General features: G+C 40.1%; 19 protein-coding genes, 1 rRNA gene and 4 pseudogenes. 15 read left to right on the forward strand and 9 right to left on the reverse strand.

Annotation, left to right across the window (positions count from 1 at the left end):
* Positions 1 to 139: 139 nt before the first annotated feature.
* A 5S ribosomal RNA gene (rrf, locus tag WH390_RS00150) occupies positions 140 to 255 on the forward strand.
* A gap of 387 nt (positions 256 to 642) precedes the next feature.
* Entirely contained in the window at positions 643 to 1,461 is an 819-nt protein-coding gene (locus WH390_RS00155; protein ID WP_052044996.1) for a hypothetical protein, read from the forward strand.
* Here the strand turns inward: WH390_RS00155 and WH390_RS00160 are convergent.
* Positions 1,415 to 1,678, reverse strand: a complete 264-nt coding sequence (locus tag WH390_RS00160) for a type II toxin-antitoxin system RelE/ParE family toxin (protein ID WP_202962599.1) — start codon at positions 1,676 to 1,678, stop codon at positions 1,415 to 1,417. The genes WH390_RS00155 and WH390_RS00160 overlap by 47 nt on opposite strands.
* Positions 1,665 to 1,907: a type II toxin-antitoxin system RelB family antitoxin gene (gene relB, locus WH390_RS00165; RefSeq protein WP_026824132.1), complete on the reverse strand. Its 243-nt coding sequence runs from the start codon at positions 1,905 to 1,907 to the stop codon at positions 1,665 to 1,667. Before relB ends, WH390_RS00160 begins: the two co-directional genes overlap by 14 nt.
* 147 nt (positions 1,908 to 2,054) lie before the next feature.
* On the opposite strand from relB, the gene WH390_RS00170 reads away from it, so the two are divergent.
* From WH390_RS00170 to WH390_RS00215, 10 genes and pseudogenes are all read left to right on the forward strand, one after another.
* Positions 2,055 to 2,387, forward strand: coding sequence for a 3'-5' exonuclease (locus WH390_RS00170; RefSeq protein WP_032116597.1), 333 nt, complete (start codon positions 2,055 to 2,057; stop codon positions 2,385 to 2,387).
* A gap of 239 nt (positions 2,388 to 2,626) precedes the next feature.
* Positions 2,627 to 3,544, forward strand: coding sequence for an Rpn family recombination-promoting nuclease/putative transposase (locus WH390_RS00175; protein ID WP_032116595.1), 918 nt, complete (start codon positions 2,627 to 2,629; stop codon positions 3,542 to 3,544).
* Between the two features lie 3 nt (positions 3,545 to 3,547).
* On the forward strand, positions 3,548 to 3,901 hold the full coding sequence (locus WH390_RS00180) for a hypothetical protein (protein ID WP_032116594.1): 354 nt from the start codon (positions 3,548 to 3,550) through the stop codon (positions 3,899 to 3,901).
* An 82-nt stretch (positions 3,902 to 3,983) separates the two neighbouring features.
* On the forward strand, positions 3,984 to 4,979 hold the full coding sequence (locus WH390_RS00185) for an IS110 family transposase (RefSeq protein WP_032114711.1): 996 nt from the start codon (positions 3,984 to 3,986) through the stop codon (positions 4,977 to 4,979).
* 289 nt (positions 4,980 to 5,268) lie between these two features.
* Complete coding sequence (locus WH390_RS00190; protein WP_072012880.1) at positions 5,269 to 5,580, forward strand: ProQ/FINO family protein; 312 nt, start codon at positions 5,269 to 5,271, stop codon at positions 5,578 to 5,580.
* Positions 5,577 to 5,765: a hypothetical protein gene (locus tag WH390_RS00195; RefSeq protein ID WP_032116592.1), complete on the forward strand. Its 189-nt coding sequence runs from the start codon at positions 5,577 to 5,579 to the stop codon at positions 5,763 to 5,765. Before WH390_RS00190 ends, WH390_RS00195 begins: the two co-directional genes overlap by 4 nt.
* Positions 5,766 to 5,931: 166 nt before the next feature.
* Complete coding sequence (gene parM, locus WH390_RS00200; protein WP_032116591.1) at positions 5,932 to 6,936, forward strand: plasmid segregation protein ParM domain-containing protein; 1,005 nt, start codon at positions 5,932 to 5,934, stop codon at positions 6,934 to 6,936.
* Positions 6,937 to 7,263, forward strand: a complete 327-nt coding sequence (locus WH390_RS00205) for a plasmid partitioning/stability family protein (RefSeq protein ID WP_032116590.1) — start codon at positions 6,937 to 6,939, stop codon at positions 7,261 to 7,263.
* Between the two features lie 76 nt (positions 7,264 to 7,339).
* Positions 7,340 to 8,497, forward strand: a pseudogene (locus WH390_RS00210) (IS3 family transposase).
* A 225-nt stretch (positions 8,498 to 8,722) separates the two neighbouring features.
* A complete protein-coding gene (locus WH390_RS00215) occupies positions 8,723 to 9,733 on the forward strand; it encodes an IS110 family transposase (protein WP_032115308.1) in 1,011 nt (336 codons plus the stop codon).
* Between the two features lie 439 nt (positions 9,734 to 10,172).
* Here the strand turns inward: WH390_RS00215 and WH390_RS00220 are convergent.
* Positions 10,173 to 10,430: pseudogene (locus WH390_RS00220) on the reverse strand (transposase); the annotation flags it as partial.
* Between the two features lie 186 nt (positions 10,431 to 10,616).
* Here WH390_RS00220 and WH390_RS00225 point away from each other — a divergent pair.
* The gene (locus WH390_RS00225; RefSeq protein ID WP_238565718.1) at positions 10,617 to 10,934 is read left to right on the forward strand and encodes a hypothetical protein; all 318 of its coding nucleotides are present in this window, start codon (positions 10,617 to 10,619) and stop codon (positions 10,932 to 10,934) included.
* 10 nt (positions 10,935 to 10,944) lie between these two features.
* On the opposite strand, the gene WH390_RS00230 is transcribed toward WH390_RS00225, so the two are convergent.
* Positions 10,945 to 11,529, reverse strand: a complete 585-nt coding sequence (locus tag WH390_RS00230) for a hypothetical protein (protein WP_052044993.1) — start codon at positions 11,527 to 11,529, stop codon at positions 10,945 to 10,947.
* 1,141 nt (positions 11,530 to 12,670) lie between these two features.
* The gene (locus tag WH390_RS00235) at positions 12,671 to 13,192 is read right to left on the reverse strand and encodes a phenolic acid decarboxylase (RefSeq protein WP_406850713.1); all 522 of its coding nucleotides are present in this window, start codon (positions 13,190 to 13,192) and stop codon (positions 12,671 to 12,673) included.
* Between the two features lie 549 nt (positions 13,193 to 13,741).
* Here WH390_RS00235 and WH390_RS00240 point away from each other — a divergent pair.
* Positions 13,742 to 14,206, forward strand: a pseudogene (locus WH390_RS00240) (transposase); the annotation flags it as partial.
* Positions 14,207 to 14,892: 686 nt separating this feature from the next.
* On the opposite strand, the pseudogene WH390_RS00245 reads toward WH390_RS00240, so the two are convergent.
* A pseudogene (locus WH390_RS00245) lies at positions 14,893 to 15,180 on the reverse strand (integrase core domain-containing protein); the annotation flags it as partial.
* On the opposite strand from WH390_RS00245, the gene WH390_RS00250 reads away from it, so the two are divergent.
* Positions 15,181 to 15,522 (forward strand): transposase, encoded by a 342-nt coding sequence (locus WH390_RS00250; protein ID WP_187290974.1) that lies wholly within the window; start codon positions 15,181 to 15,183, stop codon positions 15,520 to 15,522. It begins immediately after the preceding pseudogene.
* A 106-nt stretch (positions 15,523 to 15,628) separates the two neighbouring features.
* Here the strand turns inward: WH390_RS00250 and WH390_RS00255 are convergent, their stop codons facing one another.
* Genes WH390_RS00255 through WH390_RS00265 form a run of 3 tightly spaced genes read right to left on the reverse strand, consistent with a single transcriptional unit; the run spans position 15,629 to position 18,421 of the window.
* Complete coding sequence (locus tag WH390_RS00255) at positions 15,629 to 16,804, reverse strand: acetyl-CoA C-acetyltransferase (RefSeq protein ID WP_032116583.1); 1,176 nt, start codon at positions 16,802 to 16,804, stop codon at positions 15,629 to 15,631.
* Positions 16,801 to 17,214, reverse strand: a complete 414-nt coding sequence (locus WH390_RS00260; RefSeq protein WP_406850607.1) for a carboxymuconolactone decarboxylase family protein — start codon at positions 17,212 to 17,214, stop codon at positions 16,801 to 16,803. Before WH390_RS00260 ends, WH390_RS00255 begins: the two co-directional genes overlap by 4 nt.
* Positions 17,201 to 18,421 (reverse strand): MFS transporter, encoded by a 1,221-nt coding sequence (locus WH390_RS00265; protein WP_032116581.1) that lies wholly within the window; start codon positions 18,419 to 18,421, stop codon positions 17,201 to 17,203. The genes WH390_RS00260 and WH390_RS00265 overlap by 14 nt, the downstream gene beginning before the upstream one ends.
* Between the last annotated feature and the right edge of the window lie 4 nt (positions 18,422 to 18,425).

An 18,425-nucleotide genomic window follows, 5' to 3' on the forward strand; every position in this document is an offset into this window, starting at 1 on the left:
TTTTTGGAGAGAGAATTTTAGCTTGTTTTGAGATTGAATCTGGTCGAATTTTGTTGAAGGCCGAGGTGTGTTTGCTACTGAGGTAGGTGAGCAGCCTGTAAGGCAGCGAAATGAGACGGGATAAATAGAAAAGAATTTGTCTGGCGGTAATAGCGCGGTGGTCCCACCTGACCCCATGCCGAACTCAGAAGTGAAATGCCGTAGCGCCGATGGTAGTGTGGGGTCTCCCCATGTGAGAGTAGGGAGCTGCCAGACTTTGATTATGTTAAGAAAGCCACCTTTGGGTGGCTTTTTGACGTTTGGCTAGTTATATCGTAAAACGGTTTAGTTTATTTATTGTAAAATTTTATTTATAAATTTTTTGATTTGCTATGAATCGAGAAAAAAGAAAAAAACTAGGCTAGAATGTTTTTCCCCTTATTTCTTCTTGTAATATTACATTTAATCCATTAAATGCATATTTATATAACAAATATGCAATATTTTCGTTGTCTTCAATTAAGTTAATTATCGTTATTATATTTTAAATAAATTCTTTATTTTCAATAAGATAACTTTTTTTGGAAAATGGAAGGATTTTTGATTTTTGCTGATTTTGAGATAGTCTTTAGCAAGTGTACCTTATATTAAAGGAGATGCTCCATGGATCAGCAGACAGTGATCAATGAATTAACTTTTTTGCAACCGTTTGGCGCACCAGAAAAGCAACTTTTGACACCAGCTGCAATTGATTTTTTAACAGCTTTAGTTGAGCAGTTTGCTGGACCTTGTGATGTTTTACTTAATGCTAGAGTTGAGCGACAGTTGCAAATTGATCAAGGTATTTTACCTGATTTTATGCCAGAAACTATTTCAATTAGGAAGGATGATTGGAAAATACAAGGTATTCCTGCAGATTTACTTGATCGTCGAGTTGAAATAACCGGTCCAGTAGAACGTAAAATGATTATTAATGCTTTGAATGCTAATGTAAAAGTCTTTATGGCTGATTTTGAAGACTCACTTTCACCTGCTTGGGAAAAATTGATTGAAGGACAAATTAATTTACGTGATGCGGTTAATGGCACTATTTCATTTATTAATAAGCAAGGCAAAGTTTATCAATTAAAGTCTGATCCGGCTGTTTTGATGGCTCGTGTGCGAGGCTTACATTTACCTGAAAAACATATTTTATATCGAGGAAAAGCAATTCCAGGGGCATTATTGGATTTTGCACTTTATTTCTTTCATAACTATAAAAAGCTATTGGAAAAAGGGAGTGGCCCTTATTTTTATATTCCCAAATTAGAATCTTATAAAGAGGCTCAATGGTGGAGTGAAGTATTTAGCTATACTGTAATGGTCAACAAATTCTGTAGAAGATCTAAGCGGCATTCTTTAGTCCATGCCACTTTTGAGCATTTGTTTTGCAATCTCAACGATAAATATCTTTTCTGTGACCAATATCTATTATTAGAATAATTGATTCTTTATCTTGAATATTTACCACAATTCGATAATTCCCGACCCGATAACGCCATAAACCTTTTTTTTCTCCATTTAAAGATTTTCCATAAATTCTTGGGTTTTTGGTATTAATCAGGTTTTTATTTATCCAGGATAAAATAAATAATTGGTCTGATTTACTGATTCCTTTTAAAGTTTTTACAATATTTTTATGATATTTAACTGTGTACATCATCAAGACCTAAATCAGAGATTAGCTCATCATGATTAATAACATCATCATCAGTCATTTCTTTCATGATTTTATTTGCGCGCTGATAAAGCTTGATATCAATTTCATTTTCAATACGTTCAAGCGCTGACTGTCTTAACAGATTTGAAACAGAAATACCGTTAAAATCCGCAAAATCTTTCAGCAATTCTTTATCTTGTTTGGATATTCTAATGGTTAAATTTTCCATTTGCTCACCTATAATGTAATTGCATTGCAAATACATTATAGGTTAGTGATAACATTTAAGTCAATGACTCGTAGTGACTGCTCCCCACCCTATCGGGCAAGGCTTCCCACTTCGTAGGCCGCAACCGACTGTAGTGGTGACCAGGAAATGTTGCAATCTATCAAAATCATCGAAAAATTTACACCATTACCAAAGAAAGTGGATGTTTTACGTAAACGAACGGTAGACAGTGAAGATGAATCAACGGTTACGGTTACCACTGCCCACAGAGCAAAGGGACTGGAGTGGGATATTGTCGAAATCAATAATGACTTCCCGAATAATCTTTTTGACCCTAATATGGACAAAGCAACCTTGAGAGACGAAGTCAATTTGCTGTATGTCTCAGCGACCCGAGCTAAGAAGACGCTTATCATCAATAAATTGTTGGTAAATATTCTGGCCAACGTTGCTGAGAATGAAAAAACGGCACAGGATTAATTTAGAAACACTTCTAAAACGGCCTGTAATCGATTTTGAGCGGTTTTCCTGTGATTAACCATGATAAAGATACCAATAATAAAAAATAAACGCACCCGAGAAGATAGGGCGCGTTTTTGTATGGCTGGATTATGATGAACAAGACAGTATCTGATAGGTAATGAATAAATAGCGTATTTAATATAGCGGGTTTGTTTGCCATAATTCAATCTTACGCGAGCAATTATTGAAGATATCGGATGAGTAAAAAATTCACCCCAACGCCACACGACAGTGTATTCAAGCAGTTTTTAAGTGAAAAAGAGACCGCCAAAGATTTTTTCGATATTTGGTTGCCTGACGAGATTAAGGCTCTATGTAACTTAGATAGCATAAAAGTGGAATCTAGCTCATTTGTCGATAGCGAGATGAAAAACTACCAGAGTGATATTCTTTACTCAGTCAGCACCTCAAAGGGAAGCGGATATATCTATGTATTGATTGAAGCTCAATCCACCCCTGATAAGCTTATTGCATGGAGATTGATGCGTTATAGTATGGCTGCAATGCATAAACATTTAGAAGCGGGTCACAAAGAGTTGCCACTCGTTTTTCCCATCCTGTTTTATACAGGTGAAAAAAGCCCTCATCCCTATAGCATGAATTGGTTGGACTGTTTTCGTGACAGAAAATTAGCTGAGAGTATCTATACACAACCGTTTCGATTAGCGGATGTTACAACTTTAGATGATGGTCAAATTATGCAACATAAGCGAATGGCTTTGTTGACACTCATCCAAAAACACATTCGACGACGGGATATGACAGAGCTTTTTGATGAAATTGTGACACTGCTGTCGTATAATTATTATACCGATAATCAAGTTATCACCCTGTTTAATTATCTCATCCAAGAAGGAAATGCTCAAAAGCCAATGGAATTTATCACTGAGATAGCTAAACAATCCGAGAAACATGAAGGAGCACTTATGACTATTGCTCAACAAATTGAACAAATGGGTATTCAAAAAGGCAAACTTGAAGGCATTCAAGAAGGTGAAAAACAGGCTTCGATGAAGATAGCGCGCCAACTTCTTGAAAAAGGCGTAGAAAGAGATATCGTGAAATTATCAACGGGTCTCACTGATACTGAAATGAGTAACCTGTTTAAATATTAAACGATGACGGAACGAAAAAAGTTAAGTCTCAATCGCCCAAGAAAGGCTTCACCAGAAGAACAAACCTCAAGTAACCCCGTTTACGGTAAAAAGGTATGGGTCAATGCTGTGCCCAAAAAACAGGTAAAAAAGCCTCATCCTCCCAAAGTAGCAAAACAGCAACCCAAGAAACCTGTCGTTAAACCTAAACAGGAAGTGAAGGTTAAAACACCAAAACCACCCATACCGCCTTGTATCTTGTTATTTGTGATGATTAGCTACCATCACATGAAACAGAGTGAGCTTGTGACTCCGCCAATGGGACAACCTTGTTTTTTAGTTAAAGCCCTCTGTTTCTCCTTTCATGCCAGCATTTAGATTGAACGGTTACCGAGAGCATTGACTCTGTATGTACAAGGGGAATAGGCATGATGGTTTATTATGTGAAAGGAGTATTCTCATGTATCAAATCGGAATAGATGTCAGTAAAAAAAAGCTAGATATCTGCCTGTTAGCTAAGGGTATTGAGGGAAAACAAAAAAACAAAGTCATTAAAAATGATCAACATTCAGCTAACACATTGATAGAGTGGCTGAAAACACAAAAATGCTTACTCGAAGATGTAAGAATTACTCTTGAATCTACAGGAACTTATCACGAACAACTCTGCACCGAACTTTATGATATGGGTATTCATGTTTCCATCGTAAATCCTTATCGTATAAGAGAGTTTGCAAAAGGCATGGGTATTTTAACTAAAACAGATAGAGTGGATGCCTTCGTTTTAGCTTGTTATGGGGAGCTAAAAAAGCCTTCAGCATGGATAGCTCCATCACTAGAAATTCGAGCATTGAAATCATTAATCAAACGTCGAGAAGCGCTTTTAGCTGATTTATTACGTGAACAAAACCGTCAGGAAAAGACCTTAACAACGCCTACGCCAAAAGTTGTTAGGCAATCACTTGTTAAGTGCATAAAAGTATTAGAAAAAGAGTTATTGGCTATTGAATCTGAGATTTCCAAGCATATCAATAACCATCCTGAGTTGAAAAAAGACATGGAGTTACTGACATCAATCAAATCAATTGGGACTCAAGTAGGAAGTCATATGCTGATGGTATTACGCGGTCATGATTTTAATAGTGCTGAGCAGGCGGCTGCTTATTTAGGATTAGTGCCTGTAGAACGCCGATCAGGTACCTCTGTTAACGGGCGTGCCCATCTATCTAAAATAGGACCATCTGAAATTCGCGCTAAATTATATTTATCAGCTCTAACAGCAATACGCCATAACCGACATATTAAGTCATTGTATGATCGTCTATTAACAAGAGGTAAGTCAAAAATGTCAGCTCTAGGTGCAGCAATGAGGAAATTAGTTCACCTGTGCTATGGAGTATTGAAAACGGGTCTAGCTTATGACCAAAACTACTCAAGCCCAACTTTGAATTCATAAAATCGAGTTTGAGCCATCTTAGATTTTAGGTGGCACTTTGGATGTCTTAGATAGAGAAAATGGTGCTACGGGCTTCCTAGGTGGCTTAAAATCAATTTACGGATGATAACGCAAACCCAGTTTTGGCTTTAAGCGACAAAACCTCCTCTAAGCTAACTCTATCCGCTCACCGGAGTCCGAGAGCAAGCGAACGGGCGAGGAAGCGGAATTAACCTAAAATTATAGAATTAAATTCATGGGTTATTTTTAGTTTTTAAGGTTGACTTTCAAGACGGTAACTAAAAAGCGATTGCTGTTAGAGGAAGCCATCTCACAGATAACTACGTTTTGGCCTAATCTTTTTCCTGATAGCAAGTTGTGTCCGATGAAAGTGGGTATCCAGCAAGATATGTGGCAAGAAGTGAAGGGAAAAGGCTTACCACTAGCCAGAAGGCGTTTAAGCGCCTGTTTAGGGAGTATTGGACATCACGCTGATTATCGCGCCCTTATCCAGTTAGGCGCGTTTCGTTATGACAAAGACGGCCAGATAGCAGGCGTTGTCACCCAAGCGGATGTTGAGGATAATTTGCAACGTTTGGCAAGGCGAAATAAAGATAAATGAAGGAATCTGAATTAATTGCTCATGCAGAGAATGCGGCTCTGTGGAAAAAATATCGGACATTAACAAGTTGGGAAGTCCGTTTTTTAAATAACGTCATCACTTCATATCGGCAGTGGAATAACATTTCACCAAAACAAAAAGCCACTGCATTTAAAATCCTCCAAAGAGTTGGCGAAATTAAATAAATTTCTTATTAAAAAGTAACACCAAAATAAAACCATATTGGTTTTATTATTTTATTTTTTCATTATCTGGTTTTATTTATTTAACCAAATTGGGTTTATTTTGTGTTTTTATTTTTATTTTTGGTTTACTATTGGTAATTAAATTAATACCAATAAGGATTGTTTTATGAAAAAGATATTTTGTGATGATGGCTCTACTTTCGTGAAGCTGGCTTACGCTGATGAGCAAAAAAAGCTAGTGACAAAAATAACAGAAACCTCATTTTTAGCGGGAAACTGGAATTTTGCTTTTGGACAAAACATTTATAACTATGAAATAGAGGGCAAACGTTATTCTTTTAACGATGGGATTAATAACGCTAGCGAAACCACAACGGTTAATTATCAATATAGCGATGAAAATTTGCTCTCGGTTCATCATGCTTTACTGAATACCGATTTAACGCCCTGCGAAATAGAATTATATGTGACATTACCTTTATGCGAATTCTTCAATGAACAGCGTCAAAAGAACGCAAAAAATATAGAAAGGAAGAAGGTTAATTTATTAAGAGAAATAAAATATCATGATGGAGAAGGTTACAAAGATACCTTCAAAATAAAAAAAGTTCATGTTAGTCCTGAATCTTTAACCGCTTTGCACGAAAGGTTTAAACATGACGACGTTAATGATTATGAATCATCTCTTATTGTAGATTTAGGCGGAACAACGTTAGATTGTGGTGTTGTTTTAGGAAAATTCAGACAATTAACGCATGTTATTGCCGAGCCGTCATTAGGTGTTTCTTCCGTTATTAAAAGAATACAAAAAATAGTTAAATCCGAGACGAATATCGGCTTAAGTTACGCTTCTGCTAATAATTTAATGTTAGATATTTTTTATAAAAAATATGCGTTTTTAAGTTCGTTGGTCAATCGAGAGCAGCAAAAATTAGACATGATAAAATCAGAAACTGAAGATGCTATAAATAATTTATCGGTATTGGTATCCGGTAAGCTAAAAACGTTTAATGAATTTCAGCGAATTTATCTCATCGGCGGGGGTTCATCTTTAATTAAAGATAAAATTGTTAAAGATTTTGAACATTTAAAGAACAAGATATATCAAGTTCCTGATTCGCAATTTGCCTTAGTCAAATCGATTGCTAATATGATTTTAGGGGACGATTAAATGCGTGATAAAAGAAAGAAAATCATTGTACATATTCATCCAGATTCCTTCAGAGAAGACCAATTCGCCGATGAAATGCTTGATCAACCGTTAATCAAAAAAGGCGATTTTCTGAGGAAATGTTTCTTATCAGGCTTGGCTTTGCATTTAGCTGATCATCGATTGCCCAATATGATCTCCTGTCTATTAGATGAAAATTTTAATCTTGAACAATTGCATAACGTTTTGGCTTTGATCTCAAAGTCAGATAACCCTACAAAAAAAGAAGATATTCCAGAAGAAAAAAAAGTTTTAGATGAAATCAAAAATAACTTGTTGCTTGGGTAATATGGGGTTTGTAGTGGTCTAATAAAACTGTAGAGATTTATAGCTTATAATTAAGCAAAATCTTATAGGTATAAACATGCCACGAAAAGTAAAAGTGACCTTTAGCGCAAAGCAAAAACTGGAATATGCAAAACTCATGGTTGAAGGTGGATATAGCAATATCCAAGTTGAAAAAATATCCGGTGCGGGTAAATCTGCCGTATCGCGCTGGAAGCAACAATATCTTGCCGAGTTGAATGGGAATACGCCTGTAAAATCAAAAGCGTTAACGCCCGAGCAACAGCGCATACAAGAATTAGAAGCAAAACTTAAGCGTGCTCAGAGGGATAATGACATATTAAAAAAAGCCGCGGCTTACTTCATCCTCGACAATCAAAACTCAAAATCGTGAAGCAAATGAAAATTATGTACCCCAATTTTACGGTCACTGAGTTATGCCATCTTTTGAAGTAAGCAGTAGTAGTTTTTATTATGAAACGAAAATACCGACAGTTGAAAATGAAAGGCTGTGTGGCGAAATCAAACGTATTTTTTATACATCGGGCCAAACTTATGGCAAAAGACGTATCCAAGCTGAGTTAAAGGGTTTAGGTGCCAGATTGGCACTTATAAAATATCAAACATCATGAAATTAAATCAATTAGTTGCAATTAGACCAACGAAAAAGCATTACTATCCCTCATCGGGTAACGAACATCGATATGCCCCTAATTTGCTTAAACGACAATTTTCCCCTCAACAGCATAATCACTATTATGTCGGTGATATCACGTATATTAGATATCACTATGGGTGGAGCTATTTAGCTTGCGTGTTAGATTTAGCCACCAAAGAAGTTATTGGTTATGCCTTATCAACAAAACCGGATACGAAATTAGTGAAAGAAGCCTTAGATAACGCCATTGAACGGCAATTACCGGATACGACAAGTTTGATGTTCCATTCAGATCAAGGTTGCCAATATTCATCGGAGGAGTTTAGGGCGCACCTCTTTGAACGGAAAATAACTCAAAGCATGAGTCGGCGAGGTAATTGCCTCGATAATGCCGTGATGGAAAGATTTTTTAGGAGTTTAAAGACAGAAAAGCTTAACCATTTATCGTTTATGAATCATCAATCTGTTGTCTATGAAGTTGAAAATTACATTCAGTTTTATAATTATTATCGACGCCATTCAACGATTGGTTATTTAACGCCACAGCAAAAATATCATGAACTAAAGAATGCCGCTTAGATCTTCTACAGAATTTGTTGACCATTACAGCATGTGGTGGTTAGCTACTATCACATGAAGTGGAGTGAGCCAGATTTTCGCCTTAAGGTTATGACCTTCTATGGAAGCTATAGCCCTCCACTTCACCTTTCACGCCAGCATTAACATTGAACGGTTGCCAAGAGCAATGACTCTGCATGTACAAGGCTAATAGGCGTGATGGTTCAGTGAAAGGAGAAAGCATTTATGTTTCAGTTAGGTATTGATGTCAGTAAGAAAACTCTTGATCTGTGCCTATTGCGAGAAGGTGTAAAAGGCAGAGTAAAAACACGTAAGCTTAAAAACGATTTCAACGCCGCCAGCGCTGTAATAACTTGGCTTCGCAAGCAACACGTTGAGCCGACTGATATCCATATCATCATGGAAGCCACCGGGGTTTATCACGAATTACTGGCTTATGGCCTTCACAAGTCCGGAGTAAGGATATCGCTTGCCAATCCCCATCGAGCAAGAGAGTTCGCACGAGGCATGGACATTTTGTCAAAAAATGACAGTGTTGATGCTTATATGCTCGCCTGTTACGGTGCACTTAAAGTGCCTGAACGATGGGTTCCCCCGCCTGAAAATGTCCGTTATCTCAGTGCACTTCTTCGCCGACGAGATGCGATTATCACCGACAGAACCCGTGAAAAAAACAGGTTGGAAAAATGTCGGGCAACGGACACCCCTCCTGCTGTGACTGAATCCATCGAGAATGCACTTCGTAACTTAAGCACGGAGATTGAGCATCTGGATGCTCTTATCCTAGCTCACCTTGACCAGCATCCTGAATTAAAAAAGGATTTTGACTTGCTGACGTCGATAAAATCCGTCGGTATTCAGTTAGGTCTGAATATGCTGGTTATATTGCGCAGTCATCATTTCGACACTGCAAAGCAGGCAGCTGCTTTTCTGGGCGTGGTGCCTATTGAAAAGATCTCCGGTTCCTCAGTCAGAGGTAAGCCGAGACTGTCTAAAATAGGACCCCCTGAAATCAGGGCAAAGCTTTATCTGGCGTCACTGTGCGGTCTGAAATTTAACCCTGTGATGAAGCTGATGTATGAGAGGTTGTGCCAGCGTGGCAAGGCTAAAATGTGCGCCATTGGTGCTTTGATGAGGAAACTTGTTCACTGGTGTTATGGCGTTTTGCATACGCAGAAAGCGTTTGATGCTGAATATCAGTCTTCCGATGGGCGTAGCGCATGTAAGGCGGCATGATGTTGTTTTATATGGCTCTATAGTTAAACCGACGACACCCGGCGTAAGCCGGTGAAGGACTGTCAGAGAGCCGTATACCCCATCCGCCCTGAATAGCCATGTGTGCTTATAGCTATGATGGTGTTGATATAAGCCCTTTTAACCCCGTTAGCGCGGCCTAGCCGCGATGTATCGGGGACTTAGTACTGGCAGCTTGCTGACAGTGCTTAGGAGGCTGTATTCCTGAAATTAAAGCGAGTTTTTTCTTGACTTTACACGGTAGCTTGTATGCGCTGTTGCTCGGGCGTTAACGCTTGTATGCGCTGTTGCTCGGGCGTTAACGCTTTTGATTTTACAGGCGTATTCCCATTCAACTCGGCAAGATATTGTTGCTTCCAGCGCGATACGGCAGATTTACCCGCACCGGATATTTTTTCAACTTGGATATTGCTATATCCACCTTCAACCATGAGTTTTGCATATTCCAGTTTTTGCTTTGCGCTTGTATGCGCTGTTGCTCGGGCGTTAACGCTTTTGATTTTACAGGCGTATTCCCATTCAACTCGGCAAGATATTGTTGCTTCCAGCGCGATACGGCAGATTTACCCGCACCGGATATTTTTTCAACTTGGATATTGCTATATCCACCTTCAACCATGAGTTTTGCATATTCCAGTTTTTGCTTTGCGCTAAAGGTCACTTTTACTTTTCGTGGCATGTTTATACCTATAAGATTTTGCTTAATTATAAGCTATAAATCTCTACAGTTTTATTAGACCACTACACTCTGCCCTGGCCTACTGAAATACCCCCGGCAGGTTGGCGTATATGTAACGGTGATAGCTTCGATAAGAAAAAATACCCACTATTAGCACTCGCTTATCCATCAGGCAAACTCCCTGATTTGCGTGGTGAATTTATTCGTGGTTGGGATGCAGGTCGTCGGGTGGATAACGGGCGTCAGATATTAAGTGCCCAAGGTGATGCTATGCAGAAAATCTGGGCGCAATGGGCAATGGATGGGCAGGCAGTTTCATCAAATTTTCCGCCAAAAGGTGCATTTTATTGTGATAACAAGGATTCTGTGAGCTACGATGCTACCTCAAGAAATGACTTTTGGAGAGGATATCAGGGACATTTTGATTCATCGCGTGTAACACGAACAGCAGAAGAAACTCGCCCGCGAAATGTCGCGTTTAACTACATTGTCAGGGCCGCCTGATAATGTGGAACTAGTAACAAACCAGCTCCCATGTTCTCGGTGCTTTAATCCCTGTTCTGGTGTAATCAGCACTGATAATTAATGACTTACCGTCTATTTCAACATAGGTGCCTAAATTGCCCTCTGCGGCAATACCTTTGTATTTCACTGTCGCTGTCGCAGATAAGATGGCATGAGGTACGGGACAAGGCAAAGACACCGTATAAATCTGTCCGGCATTGAGTGGTGGTGTGATGCCCCATTGTCTGATAAGGCCGGTGTCACCACATTTCCACCATCCATTCGTAGCGAGGTGAGCTGTATTTTTTGCTCCTCGATTGTTAATCTGCATATTAAGCCAGCTGCTTAACGCTCCGCCCCAAATAGGGCCAATTACATCACCATTTTCTTGATAAACCGCGGTCCTGCCGCCCCATGAGATATGCAAATTGCTATGGGTATTGATGGTTCCATCAATTTCTACATTCTTTAACCAATGCAATCGGTCATTATTCCAAGAAGCTACTTTTGCATTATTGGCATAAAATGCCACGTTGCCGTCACCGTTAGCACGTAGCCCTGAGTCGTCATCGCCAATATGCACCGATTGGGTCACATGGAGGTTGCCATTGATGGTTCCACCCGTGCGTTTATCTAGTGCATTTTTTGCACAATCTACCGTTTCTGTTAAACCAAGGTTTTATACAAATTAAGAATTGATTAAATTTTAATCAAAATCAGCTAGTATAGGGCTTTCAGCGGGATGATAAGGGGCTAAAATGGCAAAGATAGGCTACATGGGGTCCCCACAGAAAACGGAAAAAATTGTACGTTAAGACATCGAAAATGGACGTAGTGATATGAATTTTCAAATAATATAATCAATTTGCAATCTTACGCTTTTGTTGAATACGATATGTAACAATGCCGTTGAAGATGTAAAGTTGGATAAAATTATCAGGTTACTTATTGATGAATAGGAAATGCGGCCCATCAACTATTATTGAAAACGAGGGTTTGTAATAACAACAGCAAAAATATTTGATTACAATGGCAGATCAATGAATTACGGTTCTTACAAACCATTCTTGAAACATTATTCTCAATTGCCTACCATTTCAACGAGTTTTGATAATTAACTTATGTGTCTATATTTTTTTTCGTTAATTACTTCATCTGAATAGGCTAAGCGTACAATTTTTTCCGTTTTCTGTAGGGACCCCTACATGAGGGTGTCAAAAAATGACCAAAACACCGATTTACAGCGAAAATCACTCATTTGTACAAATTGTGACCAGATTTTTGAGGATAAAATGAATGAAGAAAGGACTATCAGCCTCCGATCAAAACAGGATTTAAAGTCTCTGAAATTGGCTGATAGTCTGGAAGCTCGATACACTGTCACGTGTATCAATATTGTCAATAAATGTATTCAAATAAACACTTATTTTGAAATACAGATAGATATGCGTATTCCGGCTCAAAGTGAACGTATATTCTGGGGTGTGAACAAGTCGAATTTGACAGAGGATATTCCGATTCTGCGGCAGGGTTGTTCGGTGCTCGCTCCGCTTCAGCCCTGCAAGAGAAACGTTGCCATAAAAAATGGGAGTCAAACTTAACAATCCTATCACAACAACACCTTGTTAATTATTAGCATGATTCATCAAGTAGCCGGAATCGCTGTCCACTTTCACCGGAATACGCAAGAGAAAGATATATTTATTCAACAACAAACTAACATCTAAATTATTATATTATCGAGCATTTTTAATTTCGTCACAAAAACAAGGAGGAAGTTGCCCTGGCGCTTTATTGATAACTTCATCATTATCCAGCCCTTCATTTTTCATGGAAACAATTTTTGCAAATTCAGAAATAATTACGTAAGGATAAGCAGGACCTTCGTCACGGAATCGGAGCATGTCATCAATAAATTCATTTTGATAACAGATAGTTTTTTCAGGATGTTGCCCTTCACCAGCAATCCATTGAGGGAAAAATATTGTTCCGTGTACTAATTCCCGCTTTAAATCAAACAAAAGGCTTACGGATGTACCAGTAGGTTCATGCCAGTCGACTTTATAAACATGTGATGCAAATTTAATCGCATGCATCTTTTGGTGTGTGACCCAACGCCCTCCAACAAGACCATAATAGATTCGGTAATCACATGTAGTATGATTACGAGCATACCATTCATATTTCCATCCATTGTCGTACGCATATAGAAAATCGGTGCCTATAAATCCAGATAGATCCTCTGTTTGTTTTTTAATGACTCATGCTTCATTGAAGTTGACCTCTATTTTTATCAAAACGTGATTAATGCTTTAAGATGAAGTTTAAACTGTAAAAAGTGGCAACCAGTAAAGGTGTGGTGCGGATATTTAACATCGATTACTCAGATTGTGCTCATTACTAAGGAGTAGGGGCAATCCTATAGCAAATAATGGACTAAGTATAATTCTATTTCACTTAGTGAAATAGAATCCAGACTTCATTCATTACACAAATGTTCTTCAAATATCGCAAAGCGCATCAAAATACCCGAACGGGTCAAAGCGACCGCGACGAAAAATAACAATGTAATTTCGTTGCACTGATGGAAACAAAAGTAGCCTGCCATTTATCGCACGTTTTGACTTCAAATATCGCGCGATGCATCAACACGCCCCGCAATAACGCGGTGGGCAAATACCAGTACATTAACCTGAGTTCGGGATAAGAAATAAAGTGAAAGTCTTGATATTCAAATAGTTGAATGCACCTATTTTGTTAAAATACTTTAACAATCGGGTTAAAGAATAGAGCATTGTTAAACAATTATGGAAAATCTTACTGAACTTTATTGCTTGATAGATGATTTTTGTAAAGACTTTGAGCCAAAAATGCATGAAATTTTGCTGACTAACGGTAGTAAGCGTCGTAGACGGTTTACTCAGCTTTCATTGGCTGAAATAATGACACTGGTTGTTCTGTTTCATCAACTCCGATTCAGACAATTCAAGGTATTTTATCTGTATTATGTTCGTTTATATCTCAGGAAGGAGTTCCCTAGCTTGCCATCATATTCACGCTGTATAGAGTTACTTCCGCGCAGTGCCTTAGCGTTAACGGCCCTGTTTGAGTCAATTAAGGAAAAGTGCAGGGGTTTATCGGTTGCCGATTCTACTCCGATAGCGGTGTGTGATAACTTAAGGATCCGCAGGCATAAAGTCTTCGATGGGATAGCTGAACGGGGAAAAAACTCAACAGGTGGGTTCTTTGGTTTGAACATATCTTCAAGCATAATTGATAATGCTTATCCCTAACTCAGGTTAACAATATAATCCATCAGGAGAACTATTATGAATAACAACAATAATAACCGGTAATAAATTATATATATAAATAAAAAATCATTTTAAACATTGGTGGAGTTTGTGTCGTAATTCCACCTATTTATTTAATTTATCTTATCAAATTAATCAATTCATTTATTAAAATATAGGTTTTATATAATTAAGAAATCCAAAAATATTTATTATATGTACGTAAGAATAGCGCCCAACTTGAGCCTATTCAAAGTTCAACATTTTACCCGATTTTTGTATGCCTTGTGGGACTAACGAGAAAGTTACTAAGGTCTTTTTATTCTTCGTTTCTCAAACAAAGATAGCTGTATTCTAATTAATTAGAGGCTAAAAAGTATTTTATTTACCAATATCTCACCTTAATCACTATCAAAAGTTTCATTTTTTGAAAAATGACTCCATCAACCAGAAAAAAATTTATTATCCAATTCAGTCAAATGATACCGACTAGTTCCGCTGCTAGATATATATACTCCTGGTGTCAAGCCCACTTTTTTTTTAAAAAAAAGTAAGCGTCGTTAAATCCCCATCCTTCAGAGGCTGTCGCAAAAGCTCATGTTATCAATTAAGATTTAGTAGCTCAAACTTGATCTGACAGTTACCGGTTATTTATACAGTATCTGTCAGTTTAAATCTTTCTTTCTCCAAAGTTGTTTTCCATCCTGTAAAGTTGCCAAAGGGGTACGCCCACAACACATTTTTCCTTGATGAGTGCGGTGATTATTATATTGCTCTAACCATTTATCTAAATCATGTTGTAATTCATCTAAAGTCCCATAGATTTTCTTACGAAAAGCCACCTGATAGAACTCTTGTAATACGGTTTTATGAAAGCGTTCACAGATCCCATTGGTTTGAGGGGAGCGGGCTTTGGTTTTTGTGTGATCAATATCGTTGATAGCCAAATAGAGATGGTTCATTATCAGTATTCAGGTAACGAACATGATGTTATTGCTAGCATAGGTTTAGTTAATTTACTTTGGCATAATCTAACAACTGTTGAATCAATTCCTATTGATTATCGTATTTATGATAAAGATTCCGATGGAAAAACAAAAAATACGCACTTTTCCGAAATGCTCGCACTTGCTAAAAAAAGAGGAATCATACCTGAAGCGGTAGTGATGGATGCTTGGTATTCTAGCCTGGATAATCTGAAATTAATTCGATCTCATGGTTGGGTTTGGGTAACTACGCTGAGAAAAAATCGGATTGTTAACCCTAATACACAATTGAACAAGTTAGACATCTGAGAAGAAGGAACCTTAATACACTTACGAGGTTATGGTTGGGTGACCGTTTTCAAATTTATAGCCAAAAACGGCCGTATTGATTAAATGGTTTAACTGATATTTTTCTTTATCGATAAATACTCAGCGCTACGCCTTCCCCCCCTCCAACACACAGTGCCGCAACACCGCGCTTATAATTATTGCGCACCAGTCCATGCACGAGCGTCACTAGGATACGGCATCCCGAAGCCCCGATAGCATGCCCGAGCGCGATTGCGCCGCCGTAAGGATTGATGCGCTTGGGTGAAATACCCGTCCGGTTGATTACAGCCAGCGCCTGTGCTGCAAACGCTTCATTAGATTCAAGGTGTTCAACATCTTCAGGTTTCCAGCCCGAGCGAGAAAGACAGTCTGCAATAGCCTGTACTGGGGCTGCGCCCATTAATCCTGGCTTAATTCCTGAGTTAGCAAACACGCCCAGAGATGCTAGAACCGGCAGCCCACGTGCCGCAGCCGTGTTTCGGGTACAGAGAAGGACAGCGGCAGCGCCATCGTTCAGAGATGATGCATTACCTGCGGTCACCGTTCCATCCTTTTTAAAAACGGGTTTCAGCAGCATTAGTTTTTCAATGCTAGTTTTACGGGGGCCTTCATCCGTGTACACTTTCATGGTCTCGCCTTTCCTGATCAGACATTCTACGGGAACGATTTCACGCTCAAAAATACCCTGCTCCTGCGCGTCCAGCGCTTTGATATGAGATAAAAGGGCATATTCATCCTGCATCTCTCGGCTGATGCTGAATTCAGCCGCAACGTTTTCTGCAGTTACGCCCATATGGTAGTTGTTGAAGGCATCCCAAAGCCCGTCAGACACCAGACTGTCCTTCATATCAATATCGCCTAGCCGTGTTCCGGTGCGCGAAGACATAAGGATATGTGGCGCGCTGGACATGCTTTCCTGACCACCGGCAATAATAAATTCTGCTTCACCCATTTGCAGCGCCTGCATGCCAAGATGAACGGACTTGAGGCCGGAACCACAGACCTTGTTGACCGTCAAACATTGAATTTCAACAGGCAGTCCGGCATTCAGCGCTGACTGGCGGGCGGGATTCTGGCCGCAGCCAGCCGTGAGAACCTGTCCCATTATGACCTGAGAAATATCCCCAAAGCCCACTCCGGATTCTTCAAGAAGTGCCAAAATAACGCGACTTCCAAGCTCTGTAGCTGAATACCCCGACAGGGAACCCTGGAACGCGCCGGTTGCCGTGCGCTTTGCAGAAACAATCACAACTTCATTCATAAGTTTTCCTCTTTCAGTCCGGGTAACGTATGGCCGGTAGCCGCCATAGCGGCGCGGTAGGCTGTCAGACCATTCATGCACGCCGGAACGCCGGCATAGACGGCCATCTGTATCACAATTTCAAGCAGCGCTTCCGGAGTGACGCCGATGTTAAGCGCTGCTCTCATGTGTAATTCGAGCTGAGGCCTTGCGTTACCCAGCGTTACAAGTGAGGCAACCGTCAGCATTTCCCGCGTTCTGAGATCCAGTCCAGGACGACCGACCACAGCGCCAAAAGCGTAATTGGTGATAAGGGCCGGCAAGATGGGATCAAATTCACTTAGGCGCCTGGTAACTTTATCGGCAAGGCCTGCCTCAAGGCGGTCCATAATCTTCCTGCCATAACGTGTGAGATCATCAGTTTGACTCATAAAATTTCTCCGAGATGGTTCGTGCGGCTCCCATGCACGTTGGAATAGAGGCCACGAGCAGGACAGAAAGCCCAATGGCGACGCCTGCTACGATATACAGCCGCTGAACTGGAAAAGCGGATACCATCCATGCACCGGCTGACGCCCCGATACCAATAGCGATATTGAAAAATGAAACGTAGACCGAAGAAGCTGGAAAGGTTTTATGGTCTGCCATGCGTAAGACCCACGTCTGGAAGCCCACGAATATTCCTGATACTGCGACGCCCCAAATAACCATTGCGGCAAAGATGACTGTGGCTGAAAGCGATGCACCGGATAACCCTAGAAAAACCAGCACTGTGGAGATAAGCAGGACAGACACTGAAACCGTTACCTTGAGATATTTATCGATCACTATTGCGGTCAGAAAATTGCCGGCAAGACCTGCGATACCGTAAAAAAAAAGAACAACTGGGATAATCGATGTTGTGAGGAAATGCTGTGTCTGCAGCCAGGGCCCAATGTATGTAAAAGCGGCAAAGTGCGCGGTAACCGCCAGTAACGTGGCTGAGTAAATTTTCCACAGTGTGGATGATTTCAGCACGCTTTTGAGCGCCTCCAGACCGATAGCACTTTTGCTGGTTATCCGAGGAACGAGTACGGTGATACCGAAAAATGCAACCACGCTGAGCGCAGCCATCAACCAGAACGCCTGTCTCCAGCCGAAGTGGATACCGATATAATTTGATACTGGTACGCTAAACACACTGGCTGCTGATACGCCACCAAAAACGATGGAGGTTGCTGTGCCTATGTATCTGGTCGGCACGATGGCAACTGCAGTCGCACCGATCATCGCCCAGAATGCGCCGTGGGCCAGCGCACCCAGTACGCGTGCTGCAAACAGCACCGTGTATGTACTCACCGTAGCGGCAAGAACGTTAGACATTAAAAGCACCACCGTGAGCGTGAGCAAAAGCCGCTTTTTCGCCACATTACCCAGGAAAACTGATGCAAAGAGCGCACTCAATGCACCTACCCAGGCATAAAGCGAAACTGTCATGCCAATCGCTGATTCAGAGACACTGAGCCCTTCTGCGATGGACGTCAGCAGGCCAACGGGAGCCAGTTCAGTGATAACGATGGTAAAAGTTGAAAAAGCCAGGATAAATAAGGCAAGCCATGACTTTAAGGTCATATCCTGCGCAGATTTTTCTGAAGTCATTTTC

It is taken from the genome of Candidatus Arsenophonus nilaparvatae (assembly GCF_045346035.1).
Taxonomy (GTDB): Bacteria; Pseudomonadota; Gammaproteobacteria; order Enterobacterales; family Enterobacteriaceae; genus Arsenophonus; species Arsenophonus nilaparvatae.